At 70.0% G+C, this 11,933-nt stretch carries 10 protein-coding genes and 1 pseudogene; all 11 read right to left on the bottom strand.

Features of this window, described 5'->3' with window-relative positions; all coding sequences use genetic code 11:
* Window positions 1-665: 665 nt before the first annotated feature.
* The 11 genes and pseudogenes from OG734_RS27165 to OG734_RS27115 all read right to left on the bottom strand — a co-directional run bounded on the left by OG734_RS27165 (window position 666) and on the right by OG734_RS27115 (window position 11,818).
* On the bottom strand, window positions 666-2,258 hold the full coding sequence (locus OG734_RS27165) for an acyl-CoA carboxylase subunit beta (protein WP_330290105.1): 1,593 nt from the start codon (window positions 2,256-2,258) through the stop codon (window positions 666-668).
* A gap of 11 nt (window positions 2,259-2,269) precedes the next feature.
* On the bottom strand, window positions 2,270-3,037 hold the full coding sequence (locus tag OG734_RS27160; RefSeq protein ID WP_330290104.1) for a 4'-phosphopantetheinyl transferase family protein: 768 nt from the start codon (window positions 3,035-3,037) through the stop codon (window positions 2,270-2,272).
* Window positions 3,034-3,993: a Gfo/Idh/MocA family protein gene (locus OG734_RS27155; protein ID WP_330290103.1), complete on the bottom strand. Its 960-nt coding sequence runs from the start codon at window positions 3,991-3,993 to the stop codon at window positions 3,034-3,036. Before OG734_RS27155 ends, OG734_RS27160 begins: the two co-directional genes overlap by 4 nt.
* Complete coding sequence (locus OG734_RS27150; RefSeq protein WP_330290102.1) at window positions 3,990-5,399, bottom strand: NDP-hexose 2,3-dehydratase family protein; 1,410 nt, start codon at window positions 5,397-5,399, stop codon at window positions 3,990-3,992. Before OG734_RS27150 ends, OG734_RS27155 begins: the two co-directional genes overlap by 4 nt.
* 16 nt (window positions 5,400-5,415) lie before the next feature.
* The gene (locus OG734_RS27145; protein WP_330290101.1) at window positions 5,416-5,754 is read right to left on the bottom strand and encodes a hypothetical protein; all 339 of its coding nucleotides are present in this window, start codon (window positions 5,752-5,754) and stop codon (window positions 5,416-5,418) included.
* 77 nt (window positions 5,755-5,831) lie between these two features.
* Window positions 5,832-6,014: pseudogene (locus OG734_RS27140) on the bottom strand (NAD-dependent epimerase/dehydratase family protein); the annotation flags it as partial.
* 176 nt (window positions 6,015-6,190) lie between these two features.
* A complete protein-coding gene (gene rfbH / locus OG734_RS27135; RefSeq protein WP_330290100.1) occupies window positions 6,191-7,495 on the bottom strand; it encodes a lipopolysaccharide biosynthesis protein RfbH in 1,305 nt (434 codons plus the stop codon).
* Window positions 7,492-8,529: an NAD-dependent epimerase/dehydratase family protein gene (locus OG734_RS27130; RefSeq protein WP_330290099.1), complete on the bottom strand. Its 1,038-nt coding sequence runs from the start codon at window positions 8,527-8,529 to the stop codon at window positions 7,492-7,494. Before OG734_RS27130 ends, rfbH begins: the two co-directional genes overlap by 4 nt.
* Window positions 8,519-9,502 carry a dTDP-glucose 4,6-dehydratase gene (gene rfbB / locus OG734_RS27125; RefSeq protein ID WP_330290098.1) on the bottom strand — a complete coding sequence of 328 codons (984 nt, stop codon included), beginning with the start codon at window positions 9,500-9,502 and terminating at the stop codon, window positions 8,519-8,521. Before rfbB ends, OG734_RS27130 begins: the two co-directional genes overlap by 11 nt.
* Window positions 9,499-10,566, bottom strand: coding sequence for a glucose-1-phosphate thymidylyltransferase (locus OG734_RS27120; RefSeq protein WP_330290097.1), 1,068 nt, complete (start codon window positions 10,564-10,566; stop codon window positions 9,499-9,501). Before OG734_RS27120 ends, rfbB begins: the two co-directional genes overlap by 4 nt.
* A 91-nt stretch (window positions 10,567-10,657) precedes the next feature.
* On the bottom strand, window positions 10,658-11,818 hold the full coding sequence (locus OG734_RS27115) for an acyltransferase family protein (protein WP_330290096.1): 1,161 nt from the start codon (window positions 11,816-11,818) through the stop codon (window positions 10,658-10,660).
* Between the last annotated feature and the right edge of the window lie 115 nt (window positions 11,819-11,933).

Here is an 11,933-nt window from a genome sequence, read left to right as displayed (position 1 = left end):
TGAGCTTGCTGGGATGCTGCAACAGCAGGATGTGCAGGCCGAGTTGCTTGGCCTTCCGCACGGTCTCGTCGTCGGCTCCTACAAGCAGCAGTGCGGTGTCCGGGTTCAAGCGGGCCGTTCCTTCCCTGGAAGTGTGTGCGGCAAGAGGGACTTGGGGGCGCCTTGGCCCTGGTCACGCGTCGGCCTCCGCCGCCGGGGCGGGGGGACCAGATGCTGAGGTGGCGCTCGCCAGTGTCGGGCAGGATGGTGACGACGGTCTTGCCCGCGTTCTCCGGGAGCCGGGTGAGCCGCCGGGCGGCGTGCACCGCCGCGCCGGAGAAGATCCTGGCAGGCACGCCCAGGCTGCGGGCGAGCCAGCGGGCCGTGTCCATCGCCTCTCGTCGGAGACGGTCAGTCGTTCGCGTGCTGCCGGGCGTACCGCGAGCTCGGGGTGGCACGGTGCAGTTCCTCGGCCCGGTCGATGGCTCCCCGATGAAGACCCTGCGGCCGAGTTCCGCGCCGGGGTGGATCTCCACGCTGGTGACCGCGTCAACGAGAACCATCAACGCCCGAGTGACACCGACAGCATGAAGTGTGCCGGCGCCGGGGTCGACATCATGAGTACGCGCTACCTGTCTACTCCAAGGGTCAGTGACGATCGCCGGACGGCGGTGACTCGGCGGCGGTCACAACGGCGGGTTGCCGTGCTTGCGGGAGGGCAGGTCGGCGTGCTTGGTGCGGAGCATCGCCAGGGACCTGATGAGCACCTCGCGGGTGTCGGCCGGGTCGATGATGTCGTCGACCAGGCCGCGTTCGGCCGCGTAGTACGGGTGCATCAGCTCGGCCTTGTACTCCTTGACCATGCGGGCCCGCATCGCCTCGGGGTCCTCGGCCTCGGCGATCTGACGCCGGAAGATGACGTTGGCGGCACCTTCGGCGCCCATCACGGCGATCTCGTTCGTCGGCCAGGCGTAGGTGAGGTCCGCGCCGATGGACTGGCTGTCCATGACGATGTAGGCACCTCCGTACGCCTTGCGCAGGATAAGGGAGATCCGGGGGACGGTCGCGTTGCAGTAGGCGTACAGCAGCTTGGCGCCGTGGCGGATGATTCCGCCGTGCTCCTGGTCGACACCGGGCAGGAAGCCGGGGACGTCCAGGATGGTGATGATCGGGATGCTGAAGGCGTCGCACATCTGCACGAAACGCGCTGCCTTCTCGGAGGCCTCGATGTCGAGCACCCCCGCGAGGGTCTGCGGCTGGTTGGCGACGATGCCCACCACCTCACCGTCCAGGCGTGCCAGCGCGCAGATGATGTTGCGGGCCCAGCGCTCGTGGACCTCCAGGTAGTCGCCGTCGTCGACGAGTTCCTCGATGACCTTGGCCATGTCGTAGGGGCGGTTGCCGTCGGCCGGGACCAGGTCCAGGAGCGCGGTGCTCCGGCGGTGGGCCGAGTCGTCGGAGACGGCCGTCGGAGGCAGCTCCCGGTTGTTCTGCGGGAGCATCGACAGGAGGTAGCGCACCTCGGTGATGCAGGTCTCCTCGTCGTCGTACGCGAAGTGTGCGACGCCGGAGGTCTCGGCGTGCACGTCGGCGCCGCCGAGGCCGTTCTGGGTGATCTCCTCGCCCGTCACCGCCTTGACCACGTCCGGTCCGGTGATGAACATCTGGGACGTCTCGCGGACCATGAAGACGAAGTCGGTGAGGGCGGGACTGTAGGCCGCGCCGCCCGCGCAGGGGCCGAGCATGACGCTGATCTGCGGGATGACGCCGGAGGCCTTGGTGTTGCGCTGGAAGATGCCACCGTAGCCGGCGAGCGCCGAGACGCCCTCCTGGATCCGGGCGCCCGCGCCGTCGTTGAGGGAGACCAGCGGCGCACCGGCCGCGATGGCCATGTCCATGATCTTGTGGATCTTCGTGGCGTGGGCCTCGCCCAGCGCGCCGCCGAAGATCCGGAAGTCATGGGCGTAGACGAAGACCGTACGGCCCTCCACCGTGCCCCAGCCGGTGATCACACCGTCCGTGTAGGGCTTCTTGGCCTCCAGGCCGAACCCGGTCGCCCGGTGCCGGCGCAGCTGCTCGACCTCCTGGAAGGAACCCGGGTCGAGGAGCAGTTCGATGCGCTCCCGTGCGGTCAGCTTGCCCTTGGCGTGCTGCGCCTCGGTCGCCTTCTCGCCGGGGCCGGCCAGGGCCGTCGCACGGATCTCGTGCAGCTCGGCCACGCGCCCGCGCGCGTCGTCGAGTTGGTGCCTCTCCTCCGGGCGGTCGTCCAAGACGGTCATCGCTCTTCTCCTCACAACTGTGGCGGGCTCTTGGGCCGCGCCTGTCTCGGCAGCGCCCGGACACTTCCACCGACGAGCACCGCCTGGGGCGGCAGCCGACGCACGACCTGCCGCGGCGCGCCTCCCCTGATCGCGGCCGCGGCGGCGTGGTCGCTGCCGCAGGGCACGTCCACGACGGTCCAGTCGGCGGGCCGTGACGGGGTGTGCGGCCCTTCGTCGCCGATGTATACGTCCGACATCCAGCCGCCGACCCCGACGCCGGTCCCCTTGAGGTACGCCTCCTTGCGGGCCCACAGCCGGGCGAACAAAGCCGGGCGGTCCCCGGGCGCGTGCCCCTCCAGATCGCGCCACTCGCTCGGGTGGAGTGCCGAAGCGCACGCATCGACACGCTCCGGTCGCGGTAGCCGCTCCACATCGACGCCGACCGGTGAGCAGGCCACGCCGATGAGGACGGCACCCCGGCTGTGCGACAGCGAGAAGTGCGCACCGGAGTCGACCAGCACCGGGCGCCCGTGCGGAGCGCCGCACCGAGGACACTCCGCCCGTGCGAAGGCGATGTCCTGCGGCGCCCTCCTCAGGTACGCAGCCAGCAGCCGCCGCAGCGCGATATGGGCGACCACGTACCGCTCGCGGTCGGCGGACCGCCGGAACGCGTCCGCGCGACCGCGCTCGGCTTCGTCCAGCTCGTGCAGCGCGAGCGGACCGTGCAGGCCGACCGTCTCGGGCGCGGGCAGCAGCCAGAGGTCCAGCCTCCCCCGCCGCAGCCGCGGGGCGGTCATGCGGCCCGGTTGCGTACGTCGTCCAGCAGGCGGGCCTGGCACAGCGTCTCCTCGGCCGGAGCGGCGCCGGCGCGCACCGAGGCGACGAAGGCGGCGATCGTGGCCGCCACCTGGTCGTGGGGCGCCAGCCGGATCTCCTCATGGGCCCCGCCCCGGTGCAGTTCGATCACCGGGACGAACTCCGTCGGCGGGGTGAACGCACGGTCCACCGCGATCCGGCCCGTACTGCCCCACAGCTCGTACCGGGAGAGGTACGCGTGCTCGATACCGAAGGTGATCTGTGCCGTGCTCCCCTCGCGTGCGCGCAGGAGGACGGCGCCCGAGGTCTCGACCTCGCGACCACGCCCCCGCGTGAGCTCGGCCCCGACGACCTCCAGTCCGGGGCCGAGGAAGTGCAGGGCCGCGCGCAGCGGGTAGAGGCCGACGTCCGCCAGCGCGCCGCCGCCGAGCTCGGGCCGGTGGCGGATGTCCGTGTCCGCAAGGGCCGGGATGGTGAACGCCGCGTGCAGCGCCCGGAGTTCACCGATCGCTCCGTCGGCCACCAGGCGCCGCACCGCTTCGTGCCGCGGGTGGTGGACGAACATGACGTTCTCCATCAGCGCCAGCCCGCGGTCCCGGGCCAGGCCGAGAAGTTGCCCGGTGCGGGTGGCGTTCGTCGTCAGGGGCTTCTCCGCGAGCACGTGCTTGCCGGCGTCGAGAGCGGACTCGACCCATCGGTCGTGCAGCGAAGCGGGCAGCGGCACATAGACGGCCTCCACCTCCTTGAGGTCCAGCAGTTCGGCGTAGCCCCGCACCGCGCGGCCGCCGAAGCGCTCCGCGACCCGTTCCGCCTTCTCCAGGGAGCGGCTGGCGACCGCGACCACCTCGGTGTCCGCACCGGCCTCGAAGCCGGGGAGCATCCGACGCACGGCGATGCCCGCGCAGCCGATCACCCCGATGCGCACCGGTTCGCTCATCGGGCAGTCACCGTCATCGCGTTGAGGCACGCCAGCAAGGTGCGCCCCTGAACGTTGACGTAGTGGCCGTGCCGGACCAGGGAAGTGAGCTGTGCCGGGGTGACCCAGGTGTAGCCGGGCGGCGGGTCCTGTGGTGCGTCGGCCTCGTCCGCGTCCACGATCAGATAGCGGCTCTCGGCGTTGAGGAAGCGCCCGCCCTCCTCCGAGTGGACAGCCTCGTAACGGATACGGTCTCCGCGCGCACGCAGCACCGTGTCGAGGAAGCGCGGCCGGTCCCGCGCGTCGAGGTGGGCGTAGTTGTCCGGGGTGTACTGCACGGTGGGACCCAGTTCGATGGTGTCGAGGAAGCCTCCCTCGACACGGGCGTGCACCAGGACGTGGGGCACGCCCTCGAACTCGCGGGTGAGGAAGGCGGTGACACCCTGGCCCACCGGTTCGAAGAGGGGCTGGGTCCACCCCGTGACCTCGCGGTTGCCCGCCCGCACGGACACCGCCACCACCCGGAAATAGCGGCCGTCCTCGTGCTCGATCGCGTTCTCGCCGTGCTTCCACCGGGGAACACTCACTAGCGGGACCCGCTCGGCCCGCACATCGTGCCGGGCGCGTTCCCCGGTGATCCAGGAGAACAGCTCGATGTCGCTGAGCAGCGCTCCCGCTCCGGTGTCCGGATGGGGCAGGCAGGACAGCACGGTGCGCGAGTCCATGTTGACGACGTTGTCCCGGGGCAGCAGTTCGCTGATCTGACCGAGGGTGAGCCAGCAGAAGTCGTCGAGCAGCGGCACGTCACCGGTCGCCTCCACGATCATGTTGCGGTTGGACTTCCGGTAGAACCACGAGCCGTGTTCGGACTGCAGCACATCGGCGATGACGCGCCCGCGGCGCGGACCGACGAAGTACTCGATGTACTTCACGTCCGCGCCCTTGTGGGCCTTGGTGTAGTTGCTGCGGGTGGCCTGAACCGTGGGCGAGAGCTGGAGCAGGTTCGGGTTGCCCGGCTCCATCTTCGCCTGCATCAGGAAGTGCGGCACCCCGTCGAACTCCTTGACGAGGATGCCCAGGATGCCCACCTCGGACTGCTTGATGATGGGCTGGTACCAGTCGGCGTACGGACCGTCCCCGTAGGGGCCGTCCTCCTCGGTGACGTGCAGCCCCTCGACGGTGAAGAAGCGGCCGCTGCGGTGCGCGAGGTTGCCGCTGCGCTGGTCGAACGACCAGCCGTCCAGCTCCGCGAACGGTATGCGGTCCACGCGGAACTCGTTGACCCGGCCGCGCTCGGCCAGCCAGGCAGCGAAGTCCCCGGTGCGCAGCTGGACGCCTTCCGTGACCGCCGCGGACAGCGCGATGCGGTCTTGCACACGCACGTCCGCGCGCGCCTGGAGCAGAGAACGAAGGGACGAAGAAGGCATCAGAGGACTCCCTGGGTCAGGTGCGCCGGACCGCGGGGGCCGGACACGACGGCGTGGGTAAAGCGGCGAGAATCCGCCGGTGGTGGTCGGGCCCGAAGCCCGGACTCGCCACCTGCGGCACGAGAGCACGCACCTTCTCGATGGAGATGGCGTGCTGACCACCGGCGTCCCGGTACTCGTGGCGGGCCCGAAGACCGAGTCCGTGCCGCAGGCGGTCGACGATGTCCTGCACCGGGACGGCGTACCCCGCCGCCACGTTGACCGTCTCGGACCGCAGGCCGCGGGCGAGCAGCCGGTCGATGACGGTGGCCACGTCCTTGACGTCGATGAGGTCGCGGGCGGCCCGCTTGTGCACCCGCGTCGGCAGAAGCCGGTGCTCCGGCTGGTCGGGCCCGGCCCGACGAGATGCCCGAGCCGCAGAATCAGGTGGTCGGCCCCGGAGTCGCGGAGAATCTCCTCAAGAGCCGGCTTGTGTGCGCCGTACGGTGTGCACGGCGTCACCGGGGTGTCTTCCCGGCCGGGGTCCTCGGCCGGCCCGTACATGCCGGTGGCAGCGGTCGAGAGGAACAGCATCCGCTGCCCGCCCGCCACACACCGCTTCGCGACCTCGCGCAGCAGCGCCGCCTCGCGCGTGAAGTACGCGTCGGAGGTGCCGCTGGCCCGGGTCGTCCCCTGCCGCGAGGGCCGCGGTGTCCGGATGCCGGCGGGCGCAGGTTCCGCGCCAGGAATCCGGTTCCCGAAATGGCCTTACGTCGTCGTCCCGATCTCCGGGAGGGAAGTGGTCGGCAGGCTCAGCCGTGGGCGGCCACGAACTCTTTGATCGAGGCGGTGACGTAGTCCAGCATCTCGTCGGTGAGCGCCGGATAGACCCCGATCCAGAAGGTGTGGTCGGTGATGATGTCGCTGTTCGTCAGGTCGCCCACGATCCGGTACGGCTGGCCGATGTAGGCCGGGTGCCGGGTCAGGTTGCCGCCGAACAGCCGGCGGGTACCGACCTTCCGGTCCTCCAGGAAGGCCACCAGCTCGGCGCGACTGAACGGCGCCTCGGGGTCCACCGTGAGCACGAAGCCGAACCAGCTCGGGTCGGAGCGGGGGGTGGCCTCCGGGAGCAGCAGACCCGGTACGCCGTCCAGGCCGTCCCGCAGCCGCCGCCAGTTGCGCTTCCTGGCGTCGATGAAGTCGTCCAGCTTGGCCAGCTGGGTCAGCCCCAGGGCCGCCTGGATGTCGGTCGCCTTCAGGTTGTAACCGACGTGGGAGAAGATGTACTTGTGGTCGTATCCGGCGGGCAGGGTGCCCATCTGGTAGTTGAAGCGCTTGAGGCACTTGTCGTTCTCACCGGGCTCACACCAGCAGTCCCGGCCCCAGTCCCGCAGCGACTCCACGATCCGGGCGAGGCTCAGGTTCGAGGTCAGTACGCAGCCGCCCTCACCCATGGTGAGGTGGTGCGCCGGATAGAAGCTGACGGTGGTCATGTCGCCGAAGGAGCCGGTGAGCTTGCCTTCGTACAGCGAGCCGACCGCGTCGCAGTTGTCCTCGATCAGGAACAGGTCGTGTGCCTCGGCGAGTTGGGCGATCTCGGTGACGGGGAACGGGTTGCCCAGAGCGTGCGCGATGATGATCGCCCGTGTCCTCGGGCCGATCGCGGCCGCTACCCGGTCGGCTGTCGCGTTGTAGGTGGTGAGGTCCACGTCCACGAAGACCGGGACGAGGCCGTTCTGCAGGATCGGGTTGACGGTTGTCGGAAAGCCCGCCGCGACGGTGATCACCTCGTCGCCCGGCTTCAGCCGCCTGTCCTCCAGGACGTGCGAGGTCAGCGCCGACACTGCCAGCAGGTTCGCCGATGAACCGGAGTTGGTGAGGTGGGCCTTGCGGCGCCCCAGCCGTCGGGCGAAGGCCGACTCGAACTTGCGGGAGCTCCGCCCGGCGGCGATGCGCATCTCCAGCGCGGCCTCCACCAGGGCTGTCCGGTCCGCCTCGTCCAGTACCGCGCCGGACGGCCAGATCTCCGTCGTACCGGGGACGAACTCCCGTTCCGGGGAGACCTCCTGGTGGTACTTGCGGACCTCTTCGAGTACCAGTTCCTTGCGGTCGCTCACGGGGATTCCTCTTCCATGTCCGGTGCGTTGGCCGTGATACCGAGCGGTGGATGTCCCGGCGGCAGTACGGGCGCGAGCAGATCGCGCAGGGAGTCGTCGAGGGACCGGCGCGGCCGCCAGCCCAGCAGCCGTTCGGCGCGCGCGATGTCCAGCCGTTGCCACGCGACGTCGGTGCGCGAGGGCGGGCGCTCGGGGTCCTCGACGACCGGGACCTCCAGACCGCTGAGCGAGACCATCCGATGGATCAGCCTGCGCATCGGGACCGCCTCGCCGCGGCCCACATTGATCACCCGGCCCGTGACGGCCGCTCCCGGTGCCGTGGCCGCGGCCAGCACCGCGGCGACGGCGTCGGCCGCGTCCACCAGGTCGCGGGCCACGCGCAGCGGCGGGAGCCGCAGCTCGGCGGCCTTCTCTCCGCGCGCGTGAGCGCGCGCGGCCTCACCAAGATGGGCCGCGACCCGGCCGAAGAGACTGCCCTCCGGCACTCCGGCACCTATCACGTTGGCGAGCCGGAGCACCACGCCGTCGACGCCCCGCTCGGACGCGGCGCGCAGGACGGCCCGTGCGCCCAGGAGCTTGGTGCGTCCGTACGCGGTGACCGGGGCGGGCGTATGGTCCTCGTTGGTGGCGGCGTCCAGTGCGCCGGCCCCGTACTCGTGGACGGTGCCGAGCTGGACCAGCCGTACCGGCGGACCGGGCAGCCCGGCGAGCGCCGCGACGAGGCGCTCGACCAATTCGGCGTTACCTGCGGCCATCTGTTCCTCGTCTGCCCGCCAGGCCCGGCCGGCCGCGTTGACCACCACGTCGGCGCCGGTCGAGTCGAGGAGTCCGGCGATCTCCTCCGGCGCCGCCGCGAGCAGATCTAGGCGTACGGGCGTGCGGTCCTGCGCGGAGTCGTACCCACCGGTGCGGGACACCGGGAGGACCCGGGCTCCGAGCGCGGTGAAGGCCTCGCCGATGTGGCGGCCCAGGAATCCGGTGCCGCCCAGGACGACGACCGAGAGCCCGGCCGCCGGACGGGCGTCAGGCCGCACGGCTCGCCCCGTGCTTGACGGCCTTCCACCAGTCGGGGTTGTCCCGGTACCAGGCGACCGTCTCGGCCAGGCCCTCCTCGAAGCCGGTCAGCGGGGTGTAGCCAAGCTGCTCACGGATCTTGGAATCGTCGATCGAGTACCGCAGGTCGTGCGCCTTGCGGTCCGGGACCAGGCGGATCATCTCCTCGCCCGCGCCGGTCAGTTCGAGCAGCTTCTCGGTCAGGGCGAGGTTCGTGTACTCGTTGCCGCCGCCGATGTTGTAGATCTCGCCGGGCCGCCCATGGTTGAGCACCAAGTCGATGCCGCGGCAGTGGTCGTCCACATGCAGCCACTCGCGGGCGTTGCGCCCGTCGCCGTACAGCGGGACCTCGCGACCCTCCAGCAGGTTCGTGACGAACAGGGGGATGACCTTCTCGGGGTGCTGGTACGGCCCGTAGTTGTTGGAGCAGCGCGTGATGGATAGGTCCACGCCGTGTGTGCGCCAGTACGTCCGCGCGACCAGGTCCGACCCGGCCTTCGAGGCGGCGTACGGCGTGTTGGGCGCCAGCGGCCACTCCTCGGTCCAGAAACCCGCCTCGATCGAGCCGTACACCTCGTCCGTGGAGACGTGCACGACCCGTTCCACACCGCTCTCCAGCACGGCGTCCAGCAGGGTCTGGGTGCCCAGGACGTTCGTGCGGAAGAATTCGCGGGCTCCCACCAGGGAGCGGTCGACGTGGGACTCGGCCGCGAAGTGGACCACGGCGTCGTGGCCCGGCACCAGTTCGCGCATCAGGTCGCGGTCGCAGACGTCGCCGCGGACGAACACCAGCCGCTCACGCGAAGCGGGCAGGTTGTCCCGGTTGCCCGCGTAGGTCAGCTTGTCCAGGGCGGTGACCTGGGCGTCCGCCCAGCCGGTGTACTCGTCGGCCAGCAGTTTGCGGACGAAGTTGGAGCCGATGAAACCGGCCGCTCCGGTGACCAGGATCCTCATGCCGCGACCTCCACTCGGGTGTGGTCTCCGACGACCAGGCAGTGGTGGTCCGTGCCTCGGCCGGTGGTACCGACGAAGGCGTTCCGCCCGATCAGCGAGTCGCGCAGGCCATGGACGCCGGTGACCGATGCCTCGTCCAGGGCTATGGAGCTCTCCAGCCGACTGTCGATCACCAGGCAGTCCCTCCCTATCGAGGTGTACGGGCCCACATGGCTCTCCTCCACGACGGTGCCGGTGCCGATGATCGCCGGGCCCTCGACCCGGGATCGCAGGATGCGCGCCCCCGCTTCGACCACGACCTGGCCGACGAGGACACTGCCGGCGTCGACGTGACCGTCGACGCGCCGGCTCAGGCCATCGAGGAAATGGCTGTTGCACTTCAGGACGTCCTCGACCTTTCCGGTGTCCTTCCAGTAACCGTCGTACCGGCTGGCCCGGACGTCCGCGCCGGAGGAGAGCAGCCACTGGATGGCCTCGGTAATCTCCAGCTCGCCGCGGGCGCTGGGCTCGATGGCCTCCACCGCCTCGTGGATGGCGGGCGTGAAGAAGTACACACCGATCAGCGCCAGGTCGCTGCGCGGCTCCTGCGGCTTCTCCACCAGCCGTAGCACCTCGCCGTCAGGGCCGAGTTCGGCGACCCCGAAGGAGCGAGGGTCGGGCACCTTGTACACGACGACCTGGGCGGCAGGGCGGTGCGTGGTGAACTCCTCGGCGATGCCGACGACCCCGTCGGGCAGCACGTTGTCGCCCAGGTACATCACGAAGTCGTCGTTGCCGAGGAAGTCGCGGGCGATGGACACGGTGTGGGCCAGTCCGCGTGGTGCGTCCTGGGGAATGTAGGTGATCCGCAGGCCGAACCGGGAGCCGTCGCCGAGCACGGCCTCGATCTCGGGCCCGCGGTCGCCGACGATGACGCCGACCTCGGTCACCCCCAGATCCCGGACGCCCTGCAGTACGTGGACCAGGACGGGCTTGTTGGCGATGGGGATGAGCTGCTTGGGCATCGAGTAACTGAACGGCCGCAGGCGGGTACCGGACCCGCCTGCAAGCACCAGAGCCTTCATCGAGAGGTCCTTTCGGTTCGCGTGTTCATGCCGGCCGTTCGAGCGCGGTGACCACCTCCCGGGCCTGAGCGTGAGGTGTGACCTCGCCGGGTCAGAGTCGCTCTTGGGCCGTACCGAAGCGTCGGACGATCGGCATCTCCACGTACCGGTACAGCAGCCATGCCACGGTGACTGAGGCGACAAGGGCCGATGCCAGATAGGCGATCACCATGGCCACCGAGTCGAACGGGCCGTGCAGCAGCTTGATGTTGAGGGTGTAGAGCACCAGGTAGTGGCAGAGGTAGAAGGCGAACGACATATTGCCGAGCAGCACCATCGTGCGCGACGACAGGAACGTCGGGCGCCGTGCGATGTCCCGCTGTGCGGCGGCGACGATGAGCAGCACGCTGGAGATGAAGAGGGGTGCCCGCCAGCCGAACAGCAACGGGCTGTAGCTCGCCGCGACGTAGCATGGCACGAACGAGACCAGTACCCATGGCAGGCTCACGCGCGGGAAGCGGCCGGAGGTCACCAGGAGCGCGGCGAACACTCCGGCGAAGAAATCGCAGAGGCGGCCGAGCGGGAAGACGTAGGCGAACCACATCTCGAAGCCGGTCGCACTCGGCGCGCCCACGAGCTCTCCGGTCCCGGCGGGCAGGACGTAGGCAAGGATCGGTACGAGGAAGGCGACCGCCACGCAGAGGGCCAGGCCGGTCCAGGCCACACGGCGGCCCACGCCGCGGAACCACCGGATGACGAGGGGGAAGACCAGATAGAACACGGCCTCCACGGCGAGGGACCAACCCGGCGCCAGGACACTGAAGTTGACCTGCGGGTTCGGTACCCACACCTGGACGAGGCCCGCGTAGGCGAGCAGGTCCTGCCAGCGGACGCCCACGTCCCACAGCAGCACCGCCGCCACGACGCCGACCACGTAGTACAGCGGCAGGATCTTGACGAACCGGCGGCGGTAGAAGCCGCTGGTGCGGTCGGTGGAACGTGCGGACCAGGTAAGGACGAAGCCGCTGAGGGTGAAGAAGAAGCTCACGCCGAGGCCCGCCAGCGCGCCGGCCGCGGCATTGAAGCTCGCGTTGGTCCGCTGGTCGGCGAAGCTGGGAAAGACCAGGCTCGAGGCGTGGCTGACGAAGACTGAGAGCGCCGCGAAGAAGCGGAGTCCGGTGAGCGAGTCGAGCATGGCACGGCCGACGTGGGCGGGCGGCGCCCCCTCCTGGGGGGCTGCCGCCTGCTGGCGTCTCTCTGCTTCCTGTTTCATGGACCTTCCTTCGAAGGAGTACAGCCCGCGGGTCAGCTGCTGTGTCGCGGGTGGGCTGCCGGCTGGGGAAACAAGAAGGGGACGCCGGAAACGGCGTCCCCTTCACCCGACCACC

Origin of the sequence: Streptomyces sp. NBC_00576, from assembly GCF_036345175.1 — a bacterium.
Classification (GTDB): domain Bacteria; phylum Actinomycetota; class Actinomycetes; order Streptomycetales; family Streptomycetaceae; genus Streptomyces.
Note: the sequence above shows the minus strand (reverse complement) of the source record. Positions and strands in the feature narration are given on the sequence as shown.